General features: G+C 73.8%; 21 protein-coding genes. 15 read left to right on the top strand and 6 right to left on the bottom strand.

What is annotated here, in order from left to right; genetic code table 11:
* Positions 1-5: 5 nt before the first annotated feature.
* Genes E1166_RS07600 through E1166_RS07590 form a run of 3 tightly spaced genes read left to right on the top strand, consistent with a single transcriptional unit; the run spans position 6 to position 3,034 of the window.
* Positions 6-725, top strand: coding sequence for a methyltransferase domain-containing protein (locus tag E1166_RS07600; protein WP_243706498.1), 720 nt, complete (start codon positions 6-8; stop codon positions 723-725).
* Between the two features lie 46 nt (positions 726-771).
* The gene (locus E1166_RS07595) at positions 772-1,938 is read left to right on the top strand and encodes an acyl-CoA dehydrogenase family protein (RefSeq protein WP_132336997.1); all 1,167 of its coding nucleotides are present in this window, start codon (positions 772-774) and stop codon (positions 1,936-1,938) included.
* A gap of 34 nt (positions 1,939-1,972) precedes the next feature.
* Positions 1,973-3,034 (top strand): 3-oxoacyl-[acyl-carrier-protein] synthase III C-terminal domain-containing protein, encoded by a 1,062-nt coding sequence (locus tag E1166_RS07590; RefSeq protein ID WP_132336995.1) that lies wholly within the window; start codon positions 1,973-1,975, stop codon positions 3,032-3,034.
* Positions 3,035-3,089: 55 nt separating this feature from the next.
* On the opposite strand, the gene E1166_RS07585 is transcribed toward E1166_RS07590, so the two are convergent.
* Positions 3,090-3,809 (bottom strand): hypothetical protein, encoded by a 720-nt coding sequence (locus tag E1166_RS07585; RefSeq protein WP_132336993.1) that lies wholly within the window; start codon positions 3,807-3,809, stop codon positions 3,090-3,092.
* Positions 3,810-4,135: 326 nt separating this feature from the next.
* Between E1166_RS07585 and E1166_RS07580 the strand changes: the two genes are divergently transcribed.
* From E1166_RS07580 to E1166_RS07565, 4 genes are read left to right on the top strand one after another with little or no spacing between them, the layout of a single operon-like run.
* A complete protein-coding gene (locus E1166_RS07580) occupies positions 4,136-4,621 on the top strand; it encodes a CarD family transcriptional regulator (RefSeq protein WP_007073334.1) in 486 nt (161 codons plus the stop codon).
* A gap of 53 nt (positions 4,622-4,674) precedes the next feature.
* A complete protein-coding gene (gene ispD / locus E1166_RS07575; protein WP_132336991.1) occupies positions 4,675-5,370 on the top strand; it encodes a 2-C-methyl-D-erythritol 4-phosphate cytidylyltransferase in 696 nt (231 codons plus the stop codon).
* 49 nt (positions 5,371-5,419) lie between these two features.
* Complete coding sequence (gene ispF / locus E1166_RS07570) at positions 5,420-5,908, top strand: 2-C-methyl-D-erythritol 2,4-cyclodiphosphate synthase (RefSeq protein WP_132336989.1); 489 nt, start codon at positions 5,420-5,422, stop codon at positions 5,906-5,908.
* Positions 5,905-6,903 carry a tetratricopeptide repeat protein gene (locus tag E1166_RS07565; protein WP_132336987.1) on the top strand — a complete coding sequence of 333 codons (999 nt, stop codon included), beginning with the start codon at positions 5,905-5,907 and terminating at the stop codon, positions 6,901-6,903. Before ispF ends, E1166_RS07565 begins: the two co-directional genes overlap by 4 nt.
* Positions 6,904-6,969: 66 nt before the next feature.
* Here the strand turns inward: E1166_RS07565 and E1166_RS07560 are convergent, their stop codons facing one another.
* Positions 6,970-8,130 carry a cupin domain-containing protein gene (locus E1166_RS07560; protein WP_132336985.1) on the bottom strand — a complete coding sequence of 387 codons (1,161 nt, stop codon included), beginning with the start codon at positions 8,128-8,130 and terminating at the stop codon, positions 6,970-6,972.
* A 116-nt stretch (positions 8,131-8,246) separates the two neighbouring features.
* On the opposite strand from E1166_RS07560, the gene E1166_RS07555 reads away from it, so the two are divergent.
* From E1166_RS07555 to E1166_RS07530, 7 genes are all read left to right on the top strand, one after another.
* Positions 8,247-9,107, top strand: a complete 861-nt coding sequence (locus tag E1166_RS07555) for a hypothetical protein (protein WP_132336983.1) — start codon at positions 8,247-8,249, stop codon at positions 9,105-9,107.
* Positions 9,108-9,263: 156 nt separating this feature from the next.
* On the top strand, positions 9,264-10,460 hold the full coding sequence (gene fahA, locus E1166_RS07550) for a fumarylacetoacetase (protein WP_132336981.1): 1,197 nt from the start codon (positions 9,264-9,266) through the stop codon (positions 10,458-10,460).
* A gap of 155 nt (positions 10,461-10,615) precedes the next feature.
* A complete protein-coding gene (locus E1166_RS07545; protein ID WP_132336979.1) occupies positions 10,616-10,825 on the top strand; it encodes a DUF397 domain-containing protein in 210 nt (69 codons plus the stop codon).
* A 118-nt stretch (positions 10,826-10,943) separates the two neighbouring features.
* Entirely contained in the window at positions 10,944-11,429 is a 486-nt protein-coding gene (locus tag E1166_RS07540; protein ID WP_132336977.1) for an SRPBCC family protein, read from the top strand.
* Positions 11,430-11,550: 121 nt separating this feature from the next.
* A complete protein-coding gene (locus E1166_RS07535; protein ID WP_132336975.1) occupies positions 11,551-12,804 on the top strand; it encodes a PQQ-binding-like beta-propeller repeat protein in 1,254 nt (417 codons plus the stop codon).
* Between the two features lie 281 nt (positions 12,805-13,085).
* On the top strand, positions 13,086-13,511 hold the full coding sequence (locus tag E1166_RS31445) for a hypothetical protein (protein WP_207914071.1): 426 nt from the start codon (positions 13,086-13,088) through the stop codon (positions 13,509-13,511).
* Positions 13,508-14,116, top strand: coding sequence for a hypothetical protein (locus tag E1166_RS07530; RefSeq protein WP_207914069.1), 609 nt, complete (start codon positions 13,508-13,510; stop codon positions 14,114-14,116). Before E1166_RS31445 ends, E1166_RS07530 begins: the two co-directional genes overlap by 4 nt.
* Positions 14,117-14,158: 42 nt before the next feature.
* Here the strand turns inward: E1166_RS07530 and hisC are convergent, their stop codons facing one another.
* The 4 genes from hisC to hppD are packed head-to-tail and all read right to left on the bottom strand — an operon-like array spanning position 14,159 to position 18,157.
* Positions 14,159-15,262 carry a histidinol-phosphate transaminase gene (hisC, locus tag E1166_RS07525; RefSeq protein WP_132336973.1) on the bottom strand — a complete coding sequence of 368 codons (1,104 nt, stop codon included), beginning with the start codon at positions 15,260-15,262 and terminating at the stop codon, positions 14,159-14,161.
* Entirely contained in the window at positions 15,259-16,245 is a 987-nt protein-coding gene (locus E1166_RS07520; RefSeq protein WP_132336971.1) for an RDD family protein, read from the bottom strand. The genes hisC and E1166_RS07520 overlap by 4 nt, the downstream gene beginning before the upstream one ends.
* Positions 16,242-16,946, bottom strand: a complete 705-nt coding sequence (locus E1166_RS07515) for an RDD family protein (RefSeq protein ID WP_132336968.1) — start codon at positions 16,944-16,946, stop codon at positions 16,242-16,244. Before E1166_RS07515 ends, E1166_RS07520 begins: the two co-directional genes overlap by 4 nt.
* Before the next feature lie 11 nt (positions 16,947-16,957).
* Positions 16,958-18,157: a 4-hydroxyphenylpyruvate dioxygenase gene (gene hppD / locus E1166_RS07510; RefSeq protein WP_132336966.1), complete on the bottom strand. Its 1,200-nt coding sequence runs from the start codon at positions 18,155-18,157 to the stop codon at positions 16,958-16,960.
* Between the two features lie 139 nt (positions 18,158-18,296).
* On the opposite strand from hppD, the gene E1166_RS07505 reads away from it, so the two are divergent.
* The gene (locus E1166_RS07505; protein ID WP_132336964.1) at positions 18,297-18,785 is read left to right on the top strand and encodes an Lrp/AsnC family transcriptional regulator; all 489 of its coding nucleotides are present in this window, start codon (positions 18,297-18,299) and stop codon (positions 18,783-18,785) included.
* Positions 18,786-18,788: the final 3 nt, after the last annotated feature.

Raw genomic sequence — 18,788 nt, 5'->3', positions numbered from 1 at the left:
GCCTCCTGCCCCGCAACGACCCCCGCCAGTACGACGACCTGGCCGGCGAGTGGTGGCGACCGGACGGCGCGTTCGCCATGCTGCACTGGCTGGCCCGGGCGCGGGCCGCGCTGGTGCCGCCCGCGTCCCGTCCCGACGCTCTCCTGGTCGACCTGGGTTGTGGTGCCGGGCTGATGGCCCCACACCTGGCTGGCAAGGGCTACCGGCACGTCGGGGTCGACCTGACCCGTTCGGCTCTGGACCAGGCCGCCGACCACGGGGTGACCGTGCTCGTCGGGGACGCCACCGCGGTGCCGCTGGCCGACGGCTGCGCCGACGTGGTGGCCGCCGGGGAGGTGCTGGAACACGTACCGGACTGGCGGCGCGCGGTCGCCGAGGCGTGCCGGCTGCTGCGTCCCGGCGGGCTGCTGGTGGTGGACACCCTCAACGACACCGCGTTGGCCCGGCTGGTCGCGGTGGAGATCGGGGAGCGGCTGCCCACGGTGCCCCGGGGCATCCACGATCCACGGTTGTTCGTGGATGCTCGGCAACTGGTCGTCGAGGCCGCCCGGCACGGCGTCCACCTGCGCGTACGCGGCGTCCGGCCCAGTCTGTCCGACACGGCGGCCTGGTTGTTGCGGCGGTGGCGCGGCGGCACGGTCGGGCGGCTCGACCGGGAACCCCGGATCAAACCGACCTGGTCCACTGCCGTGCTCTACCAGGGGCGTGGCGTCCGGCACGGGTGACCGGGCCCGGACGGGGGTAGAGGGAGAAGCCACAGAAGGGGGCGACATGACGGTGCACGCGCTGGAGGCGGCCCGCCGGTTGGCGCCGCGGTTCGCCGCGCGGGCGGCCCGGCACGACGAGGACGGCTCGTTCCCGGTGGAGGACTTCGCCGACCTGCGCGAGGCGGGGTTGTTCGGCCTGATGGTCCCGCCCGGGCTGGGTGGCGCGGGCGCGACGTTCGCGCAGTACACGGCGGTCGCCACCGAGCTGGCCCGGGGCAACGGCGCCACCGCGTTGGTGTTCAACATGCACGCCTCGGTCACCGGGGCGCTGGGGGCGGTCACCGAGGAGTTGGCCGAGGCGTTGGGCGTACCGGAGGAGGCGCTAATCGCCCGGGACCGGCTGCTGCGCGCGGCGGCCGATGGCTCCTGGTACGCGGTCGCGATGAGCGAACGCGGCGCGGGTGCCCGGTTGTCGCAGCTCAGCACCGTGTACGAGCCGGTCGACGGCGGCTGGCACCTCAAGGGTGCGAAGACCTTCTGTTCCGGGGCGGGGCACGCCGACGGCTATCTGGTGGCCGCCCGCAGCGCCACCGACCAGTCGGTGGTGTCCCAGTTCCTCGTGCCGGCCGGTGCCGGGTTGACCGTCGAGCCGACCTGGGACTCGCTCGGCATGCGGGCCACCGCCTCGCACGACCTGCACCTGGACGTGACCGTGCCGGCCGATCGGCTGCTCGGCGGGGTGGAGGGGCTGGCCCTGGTGGTCGCCCAGCTGATGCCGCACTGGTTGGTGGCGAGCTACGCCGCCGTCTACGTGGGAGTGGCGCGGGCGGCGTTGGACGCCGCCGCCGAACACCTGAACGCGCGTGGGCTGGCCGGCCTGCCGGCGGTGCGGGCCCGGCTCGGTCGGGCGGACGCGGCGGTGGCCGCGGCCGGACTGGTCGTGGCGGAGGCGGCCCGCCGGGTGGACGAGGCCCCGGGGGACGCCGAGACCAACCGCTGGGTGTGGCGGGCGAAGCTGCTGGCCGGCACGACGGCGGCCGAGGTGGCCGCGTCGGTGTTGGAGGCGGCCGGCACGTCGGCCACCCGACGGGGCCATCCGCTGGAACGGCTCTACCGGGACGCCCGCTGCGGCTCGCTGCACCCGGCCACCTCGGACGTGTGCGCCGACTGGCTCGGGGTGGCGGCGCTCGGCGGTGACCCGGACCGGGACGGATCGGCGCCTCGTTGGTAGCTCGGGCAGGCAGAACCGGACGAGAGGTGGGGACATGGCCGTGCCAGTGATCGCGGGTCTCGGTACGGCGCAACCGCCGGCCGCCCGGCAGGACGAGTTGTGGGAGGGCTTCTTCTCCCGGCACTTCTCGGGCGCCACCCGCGCGCTGGCCGAACGGATCTTCGCCAACTCCGGGGTGGACCGGCGGCAGGCGGCGGTGAACCCCCTGCTGGAGGACGTCTCCGACTGGCCGACCGAGCGCCGGATGCGGCGCTACCAGGTGGAGGCGCTGCCGTTGGGTAAGGAGGCGGTGGGGCGGGCGTTGACCGCCGCCGGCCTCGACGCCGGCGACGTGGGGTTGTTCGTGGTCTGCTCCTGCACCGGGTACGCCACCCCGGGGCTGGACATCCTGCTCGCCCGGGACCTGGGCATGGCCCCGGACACGCAGCGGATGTTCGTGGGCCACATGGGCTGTTACGCGGCGCTGCCGGGGCTGGGCGCGGCGGGCGATTTCGTCACCGCGCGGGGGCGGCCGGCGATGCTGCTCTGCACCGAGCTGACCAGCCTGCACATCCAGCCGGCGACGGCCAGGATGGACACCCAGCAGATCGTCTCGCACGCGCTCTTCTCCGACGCCGCGGTCGCCGCGGTGCTGCTGCCGGCCCCGACCGGACCGGCTGGCCCCGGCTGGCGGATCCGGGAGGTCAGCTCGGTCACCGACACCTCCACCGCCGATCACATGACCTGGGACGTCACCGACACCGGTTTCCGGATGGGTCTGTCGCCGAAGGTCCCGCAGGTGCTCTCGGCGCACGTCCGCGCGCTGGTGGACGACCTGTTGGCCCGGCACGGCGCGAGCGTCGCCGAGGTGGACGGTTGGGCCGTCCACCCGGGCGGCCCGCGCATCCTCAACGTGGTCGAGCGCGAGTTGGCCCTGCCGCCGGCGGCGTTGGCGGCCTCCCGGGGGGTGCTGGCCGAGCACGGCAACTGCTCGTCCCCGACGGTGCTGCTGATCCTGGACCGGCTGGCGCGCGCCGCCGTGCCGCCCCGGCGGGTGGTGATGCTCGCCTTCGGGCCGGGGCTGACTCTCTACGCGGCCCTGCTCGACCGTGGCTGAGCGGGACGGGTGAGGGGACCGGCCGGACGTCGGCTGGCCGCCTGGTCCGGGATGGTCAGCTGGCCAGCCGGGCGAGGTCGGTGTGGTAGTCGCCGGTCGAGCGCAGGTCGGGCAGGACCCGGGTGACCGTGCCGGTCCGGTCGACCAGCAGCGCGGGGGCGGTGCCGGGGGTCGGGGCGAGGCGCAGGGCGGCGCGCAGGCCACCGGCGGGATCGGCGAGGGCCTGGCTGTCGTTAGAGGCGGCGGGGTCGACGCTACGGTCGCCGGTGACGGTCACCACCGTGACACCGGCTGGGGCGGCGGTAGCCGCGGCGGCCACCTGCTCGGCGCAGGTGCACGCGTCCACCAGGATGATCACCGCGGGGAGCAGCCGACGCAGCGGCACCGGTGACTGCTCGGCGTCGACCAGGTCGAGCGCCGGCAGCGGTCGCCCGGTCAGGTCGGGCGGGGTGGACGACGCGGTCGGCGGCTCGCCGGGCCGGTCGGGGTCGCGCGCCGACCGGGGCCAGATGACGGCTGCCAGGGCGGCAACGGTGGTGAGGAGCGCGACCAGCAGCACGAGCTCGGGCAGGGCGAACGGGTGGCGTCCCGGCGGGCGGAGGCCCGGTCCCGGTCGGTGGTTTCGGTTGCCCTGGCGGCGCAGTTCCCGGCGGAGTTGGGCGGCCTCCCCGGCCAGCGCCGAGGCGTCGTCCGGGATGACCACCCGACCCCAGTGCGGTGGCAGGTCGGGCAGCCCGTCGGGCGGTCGGTGGCCTTCTGCGTCAGGCGTGCCCATCGGACCCCCGGGGGAAGCGGTTCGCGAACGACGGCAGGTGTCTCCAGCGTCCCGCACCGGCCCTCATCCCGCCAGACCTGGGCGGGCGAGCCGGCGGCGGGATATCATGGGAGGAGCGCACAGCCTCAGAAATCCACGCTCCGATCACCCGTACCGGGGTGTCATCTGTTGGTCACGGAGTGTGTGCAAACCATCGGTTTGACCGCCTGTCAAGCTGAAGAAATACCTCTCACAGGGCCCCTGAGCTGCGCCAACGGTCAGGACAGCGGTGGGACATCGGTGCCTGAGCGTGTTACCCTAGACACAGCGAAAGGGGTTTCGAACCTATGGTTTTCAGTGTCGGCGAGACCGTTGTTTACCCCCACCACGGGGCCGCACTCATTGAGGCAATCGAGACTCGGGTCATCAAGGGCGAGCCGAAGCAGTACCTCGTCCTGAGGGTCGCCCAGGGTGACCTGACGGTCCGGGTGCCCGCCGAGAACGCCGAGATCGTGGGTGTGCGCGAGGTGGTCGGCGAAGAGGGCCTCGGGAAGGTCTTCGACGTGCTCCGCGCACCGCACACCGAGGAGCCGACCAACTGGTCGCGGCGTTACAAGGCGAATCTGGAGAAGCTTGCCTCCGGCAACCCGCTGAAGGTCGCCGAGGTCGTGCGGGACCTGTGGCGTCGGGAGCGGGAGCGGGGCCTGTCCGCGGGTGAGAAGCGCATGCTCGCCAAGGCCCGCGACATTCTCGTCGGCGAGGTCGCGCTGGCCGAGAAGAGCACCAAGGACGAGGCGGAGACGTTGCTCGACAAGGTTCTGACCGAGGCCTGACCTCACGGCATCGTCGTACCCACCCCGCAGCGAACAAATCCGAGGACCGCGACGTGACCGCGCAGCTCAATCCGCGCGGTGACGTCGCGGTCCTCGTTCCTGCGGCCGGTGCCGGGGTACGCCTCGGACCCGGCGCACCCAAGGCGCTGCGGCTGCTCGGCGGCGAGCCGCTGCTGGTGCACGCCGTACGCCGGGTCGCGGCGGCGCCGTCGGTGCACACCATCGTGGTGGCCGCCCCGCCGGCCGGGATGGCGGCGGTACGGGAGCTGCTGGCCCCGGTGGCACCGGTCACGGTGGTGCCGGGCGGCGCCGAGCGGCAGGCCTCGGTGGCGGCCGCCCTGGCAGCCGTCCCGCCGGAGCCGCAGATCGTGCTCGTGCACGACGCGGCCCGGGCGCTGACCCCGCCCGAGCTGGTCGAGTTGGTCGCCGCGGCGGTCCGTTCCGGCGACGACGCGGTGATCCCGGTCCTACCCGTGGTCGACACGATCAAGGAGGTCGGGGCCGGTGAGGTGGTCCTCGGCACGGTCGACCGGGCTGCGTTACGCGCGGTGCAGACCCCGCAGGGTTTCCGGCGCGGCGTGCTGACCGCCGCGCACGCCGCAGCCGGCGATCCGTTGACCGACGACGCCGGGCTGGTCGAGAAGCTGGGCGTCGCGGTCCGTTGCGTACCCGGCTCGGAGTACGCGCTGAAGATCACCCGCCCGTTCGACCTGGCGCTGGCCGAACACCTGCTGGCCAGCGGCCGGTGACGGCGGGCGGCACCGGCGTCGGGCACGACCGGCGCGTACCCTCGTGGCCATGATCGTTCCTCGGGTGGCCGTGGGTACCGACATCCACGCCTTCGCGGCCGGCCGGCCCTGCTGGCTGGCCGGCCTGCACTGGCCGGGAGAGGACGGCCTGGCCGGTCACTCCGACGCCGACGTGGTGGCGCACGCCGCCTGCAACGCCCTGCTCTCCGCCGCCGGGCTCGGTGACCTGGGCGCGAACTTCGGTGTCGACCAGCCGGAGTGGGCGGGGGCGTCCGGTTTGGCGCTGCTGGCCGAGTCGGCCCGACGGGTTCGGGCGGCGGGCTTCGCGATCGGTAACGTCTCGGTGCAGGTGGTGGGGAACCGCCCGAAGATCGGGCCGCGCCGTGCGGAGGCCCAGCGGGTGCTCTCCGCGGCGGTCGGCGCCCCGGTGACCGTCACCGCCGCCACCAGCGACGGGCTCGGCTTCACCGGGCGCGGTGAGGGGCTGGCCGGCATCGCCGTCGCCCTGGTGTACGACGACCCGGCGGCCCGGCCGTGACCGGCGACGACGACGCGGACGGCCGGTTCAACCGCGCCCAACTCCTCGCCGAGCTGGGTCGGTACGACGAGGCCGTCGAGGAGCTGGCCCCGGCCGGTGAGCCGGTGCCGACGGCTGGTGGGCCGGCGCTGACCCTGCTGGCCCGGCTGCACCTGGCGGCGGGGCGACCCGTCGAGGCGCTGGCCGCCGCCGACTCCGCCTCGGCCGCCGCGCCCGACGCGGCCGGACCCCTGGTCGTCCGGGCTCTCGCTCTGGTCGACCTGGGCCGGTACGGCGAGGCGGCGGCGACCGCCGACCGGATCCTCACCGGCGGTCCGGCGGACGCGTACGCGCAGCGGGCCGGCGCCGGGATCCTGGCCGAGGCGCGCAACGGCCAGCAGGCGCTCGACGCCGCGTGGCGCGCGGTCGAGCTGGCCCCCGACGAACCGCAGGCGCATCTGGTGCTCGCGTTGGTCTCGGCCCGGTTGCAGCTGTTCGACCTGGCCGAGCGCGCCTACCGGGAGGCGCTGCGCCTGGACCCGGCCCTGGCCGAGGCGGCGGGCGAACCGGGCGTGCTCCGGTTGGAGCGGCGACGCTGGGCCGAGGCCCTGGAGCGGGTCTCCGAGCTGGCCATCGTCGACCCGGTACGGGCCGAGGCCCTGCCGGTCGAGGAGGGGATCCGCCGGCTCGTCCTGCTGGGTGGCGCCTGGACGCTGGTCGGCAGTCTCCTGGTCGCGGTGGCCGGCGGGCTCTCCCGGTTCGTCGCGGTGCTGGTGGCGGTCGCGGTCGGGTTCGCCCTCTGGCGGCTCGCCGCGCGGGTGCCGGGGCTGCGCCACGAGGTCCTGCCGGAACTGCGGCGCACCGACCGGGTGCTGGCGCTGGCGATCCAGGCGGTGGCGGTCGGCCCGCTGCTGATCCTGCTGCACGCGCTGGTCGGCAGCCCGTGGCCGTTGGCCGCGGCGATCGCGGTGGCCACCGCCGCCGGCCTGACCCTGGTCACCCGGATGTTCCGCTAGGCACCCGCCGCCCGCCGCTGCTGTCGGGGCGGGCGGGTGGCCGGGTGGCCGCTCCGGCAGCGCGAGCTAACGTGCCCAGGTCCAGGCGTACCCGTCGTCCTCGCACTCGACGGCGGCGTCGCAGAGATCCAGCGGGCGGAACGTGTCGACCATGACAGCCAGTTCGTCGAAGAAGTCGACCCCGATGGCCCGTTCCGCCGCGCCGGGCTGCGGTCCGTGGGTGAAGCCGGACGGGTGCAGTGAGATGGAGCCCTGTCCGATGCCGGAGCCGCGGCGAGCCTCGTAGTTGCCGCCGGTGTAGAAGAGCACCTCGTCGGAGTCGACGTTGTGGTGGTGGTACGGCACCGGGATGGCGTCCGGGTGGTAGTCCACCTTGCGCGGCACGAACGAGCAGATGACGAAGTTCGGGCCCTGGAAGGTCTGGTGTACCGGTGGCGGCTGGTGGATCCGGCCGGTGATCGGCTCGAAGTCGTGGATGGAGAACGCCCAGGGGTACAGGTGCCCGTCCCAGCCGACCACGTCGAAGGGATGGTGGGCGTACACGTGCCGCGTCCAACCGCGACGGTGGCGGACCAGCACCTCGACGTCGGTGTCGTCGACCAGCAGCGGCGTCTGCGGGCCACGGATGTCCCGCTCGCAGTAGGGCGAGTGTTCCAGGAACTGGCCGCGTACCGAGAGGTAGCGCTTGGGTGGGCCGATGTGCCCGGTCGCCTCGATCACGAGCAGCCTCGCGGGGGCGTCGCCGGTGGGGACGAGCCGGTGCACGGTCGAGGTCGGGATGATCACGTAGTCGCCGGCGACCGCGTCCAGCACGCCGAAGGTGGACTCCACCCGCAGGGCGCCGGCCTCGACGTAGAGGCACTCGTCGCCGGTGGCGTTGCGGCAGAGCGGGGACGGCCGGTCGGCCAGCACGTACGCGATCCGTACGTCGTCGTTGGCGAGCAGGTGACGGCGGCCCAGGACCGGGTCGGCGCCGGCGCCGTCGAGCTGGTGGGTGCGCAGGTGGCGCGGCTTGAGCGGCAGGTTGGGCACCCGGGTGACGGCCGGTGGGGTGAACTCCTCGGCGGCGACGAGCGCGGTCGGCGCGTGCCGGTGGTAGAGCAGGGACGAGTCGGAGGAGAACCCCTCCTGGCCCATCAGCTCCTCGGTGTAGAGGCGGCCGTCGGGTTGGCGGAACTGGGTGTGCCGCTTGCGGGGCACCTCGCCGACGCTGCGGTAGTACGGCATGTGGCCTCCCGATCCCGTCCCGTCGCCGCTCCGGGTGCACCGACGACCACCCGGTGACGTCCGATAATCGGACGCTGCTGTCCGTTCCTTGACAGCGTCCCGTAGATTCTTGTGTCGTGTCAACGCAGGTGCCCCGCCTCCTCGCCGGCCTGGTCGACGACGCCGCGGTCTTTCCGCCCGGCAGCGCGTCCCTGCCCGACGCGGCCCTGACCCATCGCACCCACCGCGACTCCTGGTACGCCGACCTGGTCGGCCCGCTGCTGGTGCCCGCCTCTGCGGTCGCCGCCGGCGAGTTGAGCGGCCTGGTCAGCGACGGCTTCGTCGTCGGGCTGATCGGCGACACCGGCATCGAACGGTTGCCCTTCGCGCTGTCGTTCCTGCCGCCCGACGGCATCACGGCGCGACAGGTGGAGGTGGCGGTCGCCAGGCGTGGGGAGGACCCGCAACCAGGCCTGGCCGCGCTGCTCGCGCTCGCCGAAGGGCTGGCCGGCGTCGACGTCTACGCCGAGATCCCGCTGAGCTTCGGGCTGATGGGGGCGCTCGACACGCTCGCCGGGGCGCGGGCCGCCGGGCTGCCGGTCGCCGCGAAGTTCCGCACCGGCGGGCTCGCCGCCGAACTCTTCCCCACCCCGGCCGAACTGGCCGCGGTGATCTGCGCCTGCCGCGACCGCGACCTGCCGTTCAAGCTGACCGCCGGGCTGCACCACGCGCTACGCCACCTCGACCCGGAAACCGGCTTCACCCACCACGGCTTCGGCAACGTGCTGGCCGCCACCCTCGCCGCGGCCGAGGGTGCCGACCTGGCGGCGGTCGCCGTCCTGCTCACCACGGCCGACCCACGGCCGCTGGTCGAGGCGGCCCGGGCCCGGCGCGACGACGCGCGTCCGCTATGGGTCGGCTTCGGCTCGTGCAGCATCCTGGAACCACTGACCGATCTGATCCGGCTGGGGCTGGTGAACGGGGGAGACGAGGCATGAGCGAGCGTGGCGAGCGAGTCGGCAGGCTCAGCGCGGTGGTGCCTCATGACGGCACGGAGCGCAGCGGAGTGCCGGCATGAGCGAGCGTGGCGAGCGAGTCGGCAGGCTCAGCGCGGTGGTGCCTCATGACGGCACGGAGCGCAGCGGAGTGCCGGCATGAGCTGGGTGACGGGGGCGGACGGCTCGCCGTACGGGGTGACCAACCTGCCGTACGGGGTGTTCCGGCACGGCGGGCGGGAACCGCGCATCGGCGTACGGATCGCCGATCTCGTGCTCGACCTGGCCGGCGCCGAGGCCGCCGGGCTGGTGCTCGCCGCCGGCGCCCTGGGCCGGCCCACGCTCAACGACTTCATGGCGCTGGGCCGCCCCCAGTGGACGTCGGTACGGCAACGGATCGTCGCACTGCTCACCGACCCCGCGCACCGTGCGGCGGTGGAGCCGTTGCTGGTCCCGCTCGACGAGGTGGAGCTGCTGCTGCCCATCGAGGTCGCGGACTACGTCGACTTCTACTCCTCCGAGCACCACGCCTCGAACGTCGGCCAGATCTTCCGGCCCGGCCAGCCGGCGCTGCTGCCGAACTGGAAGTACCTGCCGATCGGCTACCACGGCCGGGCCGGCACGGTGGTCGTCTCCGGAACCCCGATCGTCCGCCCCACCGGGCAGCGCGCCACCGGGCAGGGCCCGACCGTCGGCCCCTGCGTACGCCTGGACATCGAGGCCGAGGTGGGGTTCGTGGTCGGCGTACCGAGCACCCTGGGCACCCGGGTGGCCGCCGCCGCACTCGCGGACCACGTCTTCGGTGTGGTGCTGGTCAACGACTGGTCCGCCCGGGACATTCAGGCATGGGAGTACCAGCCCCTCGGGCCGTTCCTCGGCAAGTCCTTCGCCACCTCGATCTCGGCCTGGGTGACGCCGCTGGACGCGCTCGCCGACGCGTTCGTGCCGGCCCCCGACCAGGACCCGCCCGTGCAGGAGTACCTGCGCGACATCCCCCACCTCGGCCTCGACCTGCGGTTGTCGGTGGAGTGGAACGGTGAGCGGGTGGCCGAGCCGCCCTTCGCCGCCATGTACTGGACGCCGGCCCAGCAACTCGCCCACCTCACCGTCAACGGCGCGTCGCTGCGTACCGGCGACCTGTACGCCTCCGGCACCGTCTCCGGGCCGCAACGTCACCAGGTCGGGTCGTTCCTGGAACTCACCTGGGGCGGCACCGAGCCGGTCACGGTCGGCGGTGAGACCCGCACGTTCCTGGCCGACGGCGACACGGTCACCATCCGGGCCGCCGCTCCCGGGCCGGACGGCACCACCATCGCCCTGGGCGAGGTGACCGGGCGGATCCTGCCGGCCCGCTGACGGTCCTTCCCGCACGGTCGCACCCACTGTCCGACCGGCGGTCGCTCCTGCCGCGTTTGATCCACCGGATTCCCGTCGTCAGTCGCGCCACGCCACCCGCCGGTGGCGTGGCCGTCGGTCGGCGTGGCACGTCGCAGCGGACAGGAGGTACGAGCATGAACGATCTCGCGGGCGCCGTCTGGCGTACCAGCAGCCGTTCCAACGACCAGGGGCTCTGCGTGGAGGTGGCGGACAACCTCGCGCGCACCCGCGGTCTGGTCGGGATCCGGGATTCCAAGGACCCGGACGGCCCGGCGCTCGTCGTCAGCCCGCCGGGCTGGATGGCCTTCGTCGAGGCGATCCGCCTCGGCGGTTTCCGCCCCTGAGCAGGGTACGGGGAGATCGCGCCGGTGCCCGTCCGGGCACCGGCGACGGAAATTCCGCCGCCCGACTCCCGCGCGGGGCGCACCCACCGTACGGTGGACGACACGGGAGGTGCTGCCCATGTCGACGGTCACGGTCACCGAGTTCATCGAGGCGCCGGCCGTCGATGTCTGGGCTTGTCTGGTCGACCTGCCGGCCCGGGCGGGCTGGCTGCGCACGGTCGGCGGTGTGGAGCCGCTGACCTCGGAGGGGTTCGGCCCGGGCACCGCCTGGCGGGAGATCCGCACCCGCCCGGACGGGGGCGAGCAGGCGGAGGAGTTCGTGGTATGCGAGGCCGAGCCCCCGCACCGGCTCGTGCTCGGCTCGCCGGGCATCGGGGTGGACTACCGGATCACCTGGACGCTGCGCACCATCCGTCGGCGTGGGCGGGGCTGCACCGCGGTCACCGTGGAGCACGAGGCGGTGCCGGTTGCGTCGTACGGCCGGGTGATGGCGCTGCTTTTCGGCGGACTGGCCGCCCGGGTGGTGGAGGGGGCGATCCGTCGCGACCTGGCCGACCTGGCCGCCGCCATGACCGCGGCCAATGGCGGCACGGTGGCAGCCTAGGACCCTCGCGCCCGCAGCCCAGCGTGATCACGAGGTTGCCGGCAAGGTCGATCTCCGATGGCACCGCCGACCTCATGATCGCAGGGGAGGCGGAGAGGTAGGGTGCCGGGCGGAGGTGCGCATGGGTGTCCCGAAGGGCCGGCGACGGGTCGTGGCCGCCGTGGCGGCGCTGCTCGCCGTCGGGGCGGTGGCCGGCATCGGCTACCGCGTGCTCGCCCCCGCCGAGGTGGTCACCCCCGCCCGTGGCGACCTGCCGCCACCGGTCACGCCCGCGATCGGGGTGATCGGACGGCTGCCCGTCGCGCCGCTGCTCGTCGACGGTCGGCTCCGGGTGTACGCGGCCCCACGCCAGGTCTACGCCGACCAGCCCGCCGACCGTCGGTACCGGGTCACCCCGTTCTGGTCGTACCGTCGCTGGCCGGCACAGCTCAACGCGGTGCTGGCGAGCGACGCCACGGTGCTCACCCGCTGGTCGGACGGGAAACTGGTCGCGCTGGACGGGCGTAGCGGCAAGGTGGCCTGGCGGGCCGACGGGCCGCCGCCCGGCGCGGGGTTCACCGCCCGGCGTACCGGCGCGGCCGTGGTCTGGGATCCGCGTGGTCTCTTCGTGGCCGCCGGGCCGGATGGCCGGGCTGTGCTGGTCGCCGCCGGCGAGGGACAACTGCGCGGGTACGCCGTCGCCGACGGACGCGAGTTGTGGCGGGCCGGCGGTGACGCCGACTGCCGTACCGGTCTGGGCACCACCGCCGACGGACGGGTACTCACCCTCGACTCCTGCGCGACGCCGGCCACCGTGGAGTTCCGCGACGTGTCGACCGGCGCGGTGCTGACCCGCTGGCTTCCACCGGATGCCGGGCCGGAGCTGACCGTGACGCCGGTGGACTGCCTGACCCCGCGCTCCCGCTGCCGGGGCCTGCGAACCGCCGGGCCGGGCGACGCGGCGGGCCGGGGCTGGCTGGTCGGTGCCGGCGATCCGGTCGCCGCGCCCATCCTGGACGCCGCGGACCGCACGCTGGTCGGTGAGTTCGTCGTCGGCAGCGACGGTCCGGTGCTGAAGGGTTGGCAGGCGCGTACCGGCAGGCACCGCTGGCAGCGCGGTGACCTGGGGCCGGTGCGGGTGCTCGCCGTCGGGTCCGGCCGGGTGTACGTGCTCACCGAGCAGCGCGACCTGGTCACCCTGGATCCGACGACCGGCGCGCAACGGTCCCGGTTCCCGCTCACGGTCGGGCGGGACGGGATCGGGTGGCAGCCCGGACTGGCGTACGCGGCGGACGGCTATCTGGCGGTCGAGCGGCTGCGGGAGCGGGCCGGCCCGGACGACGACGACCAGGCGTACTTCCTGATGTCCGAGCCGGTGGTGCTGGCCGCGACGTGAGCAGGTCCGGCACCGGCACCTTCGTTCCCGGCCAGCCCAGCCCAGCCAGGCCGAGGCCGTCACGCTCAACCTGCCGAGGGTCGCGTCCTCCAAGACCTCCGGCAGCGGCAACAACTCCGCCACCTGGGCGCCGGACATCCGGATCACCGTCCCGTCGACCGCCGTCGGCGGCACCTACACGGGGGTGATCACCCATTCGGTGGCATGACCCGGCGTACGTCCTCGCCCTGGCCCTGACCCTCCTGGCTCCGGCTGGGGCGCCGGCGTACGCCACAGACGCGGTGAGTGGTCGGCCCGGCGTGCTCGCCGACCCCGACCGGCCGGAGGTCGACCTGCCCGAGGTGGCCGGTGGGCACGATCGCTCCCACCATCCGCCCCGACCCAGCGCCTCAACGGAGCCGGGCGACCCGTCCGTGGCGATCGGGATCCGGCTGCTGGACGCCCCGGTGAACCGGCGCGACGACACCCGGGCGCACAGGTACGTCGTGGACCACCTCCGCCCCGGCACCAGCATCAAGCGACGGGTGATCGTGCGGAACCGCTCCGAGCTTCCCCGCGACGCCACGCTCTACGCCGCTGCCGCCGACGTGACCGACGACGGCTTCGCCCTCGCGCCCGGCCGGACCGAGAACGAGCTGAGCAGCTGGATCGAGGTCACCCCCGAGAAGGTGCGGCTCGACCCGGTCAGGAGACCGAAGCGCTGGTGACCATCGAGGTGCCGGAGAAGGCGGAGGCCGGCGAACGGTACGCGGTGGTCTGGGCCGAGGTGTCCGGCGTCGACGGGGCCAACATCCGCAACATCGGCCGGACCGGCATCCGGGTCTACCTCTCTGTCGGGCCGGGCGGGGAGCCGGTCTCCGGTTTCGAGGTGGGACCGCTGACCGGTGGCCGGACCCCGCAAGGCGACCCGTACGTCACCGCCGAGGTGCGCAACACGGGCCGGCGCGCCCTGGACCTGGCCGGCGAGCTGTGGCTCACCGACGGGCCGGGCGGGCTGTCGGTGGGGCCGGTCAAGGCGGAGGCCAGGACACTGCCGCTCGGTGGCACCGCCGTCGTCCGGGTGCACCTGGACCGCCGCCTGCCGGATGGCCCGTGGGCGGCGAAACTGGCTCTGGCCAGCGGCTGGACCAAACGGACGGTCACCGGCGCGGTCAGCTTCGGCGCGGCTCCGGCCGCGGCAGCCGCCGGCAAGGACCGCACCGACCAGGTGCTCGCCGGCGGCCTGGTCACCTCGGGGCTCGTGCTGGCCCTCTTCGCGGTGTACGTCCACCGCCGCCGGGCCCGATTCCGGCAGCCCGTGCCCGCCGGCTGAACCGCCGGTCCGCCTCCCGACGAGACGGACCGGCGGCACGGGTCAGGCCAACGCCGACTCGGCGACGGCGAGGAAGGCGTCGTTCTCGGCCGGAGTGCCGATGGTGACCCGGACCCCGTCGCCGGCGAACGGGCGGACGATCACGCCGCGCGACTCGCAGGCCCGGCCGAACTCCACCGCCCGGTCGCGCAGCGGCAGCCAGACGAAGTTGGCCTGGCTGGACGGCACATCCGGGAGCAGCTTGCGCAGCGCCTCGGTGACCCGGTCCCGCTCGGCCACGACCAGCGCGCAGCGCCGCCGCATCTCGTCGGCCTGGGCCAACGCGGCCAGCGCCCCGGCCTGGGCGGCCAGGCTGGTGGAGAAGGGGGTGACCACCTTGCGGACGGCGGCGGCCACCTCCGGGCTCGCGGCCATCCAGCCGATCCGCAACCCGGCCAGACCCCACGCCTTGGACAGCGTGCGCAGCACCACCACGTTCGGCCGGTCCAGGTAGGTCAGGCCGTCGGGCACCGCCGGGTCGGTGACGAACTCGCGGTACGCCTCGTCGAGGACGACGAGCACGTCCTCGCCGACCGTGTCCAGGAAACGGTCCAGTTCGGCCTTGCGTACCGCCGTGCCGGTGGGGTTGTTCGGGTTGCAGACCAGCACCATCCGGGTCCGGTCGGTCACCGCCGCGGCCATCGCCGCCAGGTCGTGACCGTGCCCGGCGTCGTTGGGCACCCGTACGCTCGCCGCGCCGCTGGTCGCCGCGATGATCGGGTACGCCTCGAACGAGCGCCACGAGTAGAGCAGTTCGTCGCCGGGCAGGCAGGTGGCCCGGACCAGGTGCTCGGCCAGCGCCACCGATCCGCAGCCGGTGGCGATCCGCTCGGCGCCCACGCCGTACCGCTCGGCGAGCGCCCCCCGCAGGGCCACCACGCCCATGTCCGGGTAGCGGTGCGAACCGGCGACCGCCTCGGTGACCGCCTCCACCACACCGGGCAGCGGCCCGTACGGCACCTCGTTGCTGGCCAGCTTGATCGCCTCGGCCAGGCCCAGCTCGCGGGCCAGATCGGCCGGGCTGCGGCCGGGCACGTAGCTGGGCAGCGCGTCGAGGTCGGCGCGGGTCAGCCGCAGCGCGGGCTGGTGACGTCCGGTGTCGGTCATGGGGTGTCTCCCGGGGGGTCGGCACGGTCGGTCGGGGCGGCAGGGGTGGGCTCGGCTCGCGGTAGCCGTACCACCACGGTCCGGGCGCGCTTGTCGTGCAGCGCCTGCCGGAGCGGGTGGTCGAAGAGCGCGGAGACGGCGTCAACGAACTGGAGCACCAGGCCGAAGCAGAGGCAGTACCAGAGCAGGGTGGGCAGGCCGAGGGTGCTCCACCGGCGGGCGGCCCGGCCGAAGCCGAGCGGCTGGTCCGCCTCGACCGGTACGGCCCGCACCCGCGCCAGCCGCTTGCCGACGGTTTGCCCACCGGCGGCCATCGCCGGCACCTCGTAGGCGAACCAGAGCGCGGTGGTGATCAGCAGGATGGCCAGCAGCAGCCCGTCGGCCTGCTGACCGACCGTCGGCAGCCCTTCCCGGGAGGTGTCGCCGGCCACCGCCCGCCGCAACGCCTCGCTGAGGTAGGGCGAGACCTCCTGCACGTAGCGCCAGATGAACCAGCCGTTCACGGCGAGGCTGAGCAGGAACAGGATGCCGAAGTCGATCAGGCGGGCGACCAGCCGCGCCCCGTACGAGGCCAGCGGAAACCCGTGCGGACGCGGCAGTGGTGGGCGGCCCGGCCAGGTCGGGTACGGCCAGCCGGGCGGCGGCCCCTGGGGGTGCCCGGGGCCGGCGGCCGGCGGCCACCCGCCGGGCTGTTGTCCCGGAACCGGCCGCCAGCCCCCGGCGGGAGGCTGTCCCGGAGCCGGCGACCAGCCGGCGGGAGGCTGGATGTTCGACGGCCCGCCGGCGGGCGGCTGGCCCGGGGCGTGTTGCGGCGGCGCCCCGGTGGTCGGGGCCGGCTCGGGGGTGGGCTCCTCCTCCGGCGGCGGACCCTCCGGCGGGGTGACGTCGAGCGGAATCGGCCGCCCGACCCAGCCCTCACCGTCCCACCACCGTCGGGTGGTCGGCTCGGCGGGGTCGACGTACCAGCCTGGCTGCACACTCACGGAGCAACCTTAACGACGACCGTACGGGCGAACTTGTCGTGGAGGCACTGCTGCCAGGGCTTGTCCCAGAGCTGCCAGAGCCCGTCGAGGTAGCTGAACCCCGGAATGAGCCCGCCGCCCTGCTGGGCCAGCCAGCGTTTCGCCAGCATCCCCCGACTGAGCGGAGCGGCCGGATCGACCGGCACGATCTTGAGCTTCAGCACCCGCTTACCGACGGTCTGCCCGGTTCTGCGCACGAACTCGACCTGGTAGACGTAGGACAACGCGAAGATCACCACGAGCAGCCCGGCCTCCAGCGCCAGCAGCGGCAGCAGAACGTCGGTGACCGGGTTCGCCACGGGCGTGCCGTCCGGGGCGGTGACGGCCAGCTCGGGCGTGATCACCGCGACGAACACCACGATCGCGGGGATGGCGAGGACGGTGGCGACCCCACCCAGGATCACCGAGTCGAGGAGGAAGGCCAACAGCCGGTCACCGAAGCTCGCCAGCGGCTGCCCGTTCGGAGCCAGCGCCGGACGCGGCGGCGCCGCGTACCCGGGCGGGGGACCGGCGTACCCGGGCGGCAGGGCCCAGCCCGGCGGGGCGTACTGGGGTGGGACCGCGTACCCCTGGGGGGTCGGACCGGTGGGCGGCGCGAAGCCGCCGCCGGCGGGTGGCTGCCCGCCGGCCGGCGGCGTCGGGTACGTCGGAGGCTGGGTCACGCTCGACAGTGTTACAGGTTGCCGCGCTTCTCCTGTTCCCGCTCGATGGCCTCGAACAGCGCCTTGAAGTTGCCCTTGCCGAAACCGAGCGAGCCGTGCCGCTCGATGAGCTCGAAGAAGACGGTCGGGCGGTCCTGCACCGGCTTGGTGAAGATCTGGAGCAGGTAGCCGTCCTCGTCCCGGTCGACGAGAATCCGGCGGGCCTTCAGCTCCTCGATCGGCACCCGCACCTTGCCGATGCGGGCGCGCAGCTCGGGATCGTCGTAGTACGAGTCCGGGGTGTGCAGGAAGTCCACACCGGCCGCCCGCATAGCGTCGACGCTGGCCAGGATGTCGTTGGTGGCCACCGCGATGTGCTGCGCGCCCGGCCCCTGGTAAAACTCCAGGTACTCGTCGATCTGCGACTTCTTACGGGCGATCGCCGGCTCGTTGAGCGGGAACTTCACCTTGCGGGTTCCGTTGGCGACCACCTTGCTCATCAGCGCGGAGTAGTCGGTGGCGATGTCGTCGCCGATGAACTCGGCCATGTTGGTGAAGCCCATGACCCGCCGGTAGAAGTCCACCCACTCGTCCATCCGGCCCAGTTCGACGTTGCCGACCACGTGGTCGACCGCCTGGAAGAACCGCTTCGGCTGGAGTCCGGCGTCGATCATCGGCCGCCGGTCCACGATCGGCGCGCGGGCCACGAAGCCGGGCAGGAACGGGCCGGTGTAGCGGGACCGGTCGACCAGGGTGTGCCGGGTGTCGCCGTACGCGGCGATGGCGGCCAGCCGGACGGTGCCGTGCTCGTCGGTGACGTCGTGCGGCTCGACGAGGCCGGTCGCGCCCTGACCGACGGCGTGCGCGTACGCGGCGTCCACGTCCGGCACCTCCAGCGCGATGTCGCTGACCCCGTCGCTGTGCCGGGCCACGTGGTCGGCGCCCTCGGCGTCCGGGCGGACCGCGCCGGTCAGCACGAACCGGGCCGAGCCGCTGGTCAGCACGTACTGGGCGTGGTCCCGGTAACCCTGTTCCGGCCCCCGGTACGCCACGCAGGTCATGCCGAACGCCGTGGAGTAGTAGTGCGCGGCCTGTTTGGCGTTGCCGACCAGGAAATGCACGTGGTCGAGGCCCCTGACCGGGAACGGGTCGTGGCTGATGTCGTGGTCGACGGCGCCGACGAGCTGGTCGAGGTCGACGTCGTCGGTCGGACGGTCGATCGCCTGCGTCATGGTGGTCTCCCTCGCGTACCGGCCGGCCTCGTGGGCCGCCGTTCCTGCGCTCTTGCGGGGACTATCACCGCCCCGCCCAGACTGGGCAACTGTCACCGATTCCGCTGGTCAGTCTGCACATTCGGTAGAGTGCCGGTGCATGAACGGTGGACAACATGCACAGCTCGACGAGCTCGACGCCAGGTTGATCCAGTTGCTCACCGAGGAGCCGCGGATCGGGGTGTTGGAGTGTTCCCGCCGCCTCGGGGTGGCCCGGGGCACCGCCCAGGCCCGGCTGGACCGGCTCGTCGCGCGGGGGGTGATCGGCGGTTTCGGGCCGGAGGTCTCCCCGGCGGCGATCGGCTTCGCGGTGACCAGCTTCGTCACCCTGGAGATCAGCCAACGGCACGGGCACGACCCGGTCACCGCCCACCTGGGCGCCATCCCCGAGGTGCTGGAGGCGCACACCATCACCGGCTCCAGTGACCTGCTCTGCCGGATCGTGGCGCGCTCCAACGCCGATTTGCAACGGGTGATCGACCAGATCGTCTCGTGCGAGGGCATCCGCCGCGCCTCCACCATCATCGCCCTGGCCGAGCAGATCCCCTACCGCACCCTCCCGCTGGTCCACTCCGCCGTCCGGCGCTGAGGC

The organism is Micromonospora sp. KC213 (genome assembly GCF_004348325.1).
Taxonomy (GTDB): Bacteria; Actinomycetota; Actinomycetes; order Mycobacteriales; family Micromonosporaceae; genus Micromonospora.
Note: the sequence above shows the minus strand (reverse complement) of the source record. Positions and strands in the feature narration are given on the sequence as shown.

What these genes read in the sequence shown, in the direction of transcription:
- E1166_RS07585 (WP_132336993.1), bottom strand. Translation starts at nt 3,809, where the DNA reads ATGGGCACGCCTGACGCAGAAGGCCACCGACCGCCCGACGGGCTGCCC.
- E1166_RS07595 (WP_132336997.1), top strand. Translation starts at nt 772, where the DNA reads ATGACGGTGCACGCGCTGGAGGCGGCCCGCCGGTTGGCGCCGCGGTTC.
- E1166_RS07540 (WP_132336977.1), top strand. Translation starts at nt 10,944, where the DNA reads ATGTCGACGGTCACGGTCACCGAGTTCATCGAGGCGCCGGCCGTCGAT.
- E1166_RS07580 (WP_007073334.1), top strand. Translation starts at nt 4,136, where the DNA reads ATGGTTTTCAGTGTCGGCGAGACCGTTGTTTACCCCCACCACGGGGCC.
- E1166_RS07560 (WP_132336985.1), bottom strand. Translation starts at nt 8,130, where the DNA reads ATGCCGTACTACCGCAGCGTCGGCGAGGTGCCCCGCAAGCGGCACACC.
- ispF (WP_132336989.1), top strand. Translation starts at nt 5,420, where the DNA reads ATGATCGTTCCTCGGGTGGCCGTGGGTACCGACATCCACGCCTTCGCG.
- E1166_RS07535 (WP_132336975.1), top strand. Translation starts at nt 11,551, where the DNA reads ATGGGTGTCCCGAAGGGCCGGCGACGGGTCGTGGCCGCCGTGGCGGCG.
- E1166_RS07505 (WP_132336964.1), top strand. Translation starts at nt 18,297, where the DNA reads ATGAACGGTGGACAACATGCACAGCTCGACGAGCTCGACGCCAGGTTG.
- hisC (WP_132336973.1), bottom strand. Translation starts at nt 15,262, where the DNA reads ATGACCGACACCGGACGTCACCAGCCCGCGCTGCGGCTGACCCGCGCC.
- fahA (WP_132336981.1), top strand. Translation starts at nt 9,264, where the DNA reads ATGAGCTGGGTGACGGGGGCGGACGGCTCGCCGTACGGGGTGACCAAC.
- hppD (WP_132336966.1), bottom strand. Translation starts at nt 18,157, where the DNA reads ATGACGCAGGCGATCGACCGTCCGACCGACGACGTCGACCTCGACCAG.
- E1166_RS07590 (WP_132336995.1), top strand. Translation starts at nt 1,973, where the DNA reads ATGGCCGTGCCAGTGATCGCGGGTCTCGGTACGGCGCAACCGCCGGCC.
- E1166_RS07545 (WP_132336979.1), top strand. Translation starts at nt 10,616, where the DNA reads ATGAACGATCTCGCGGGCGCCGTCTGGCGTACCAGCAGCCGTTCCAAC.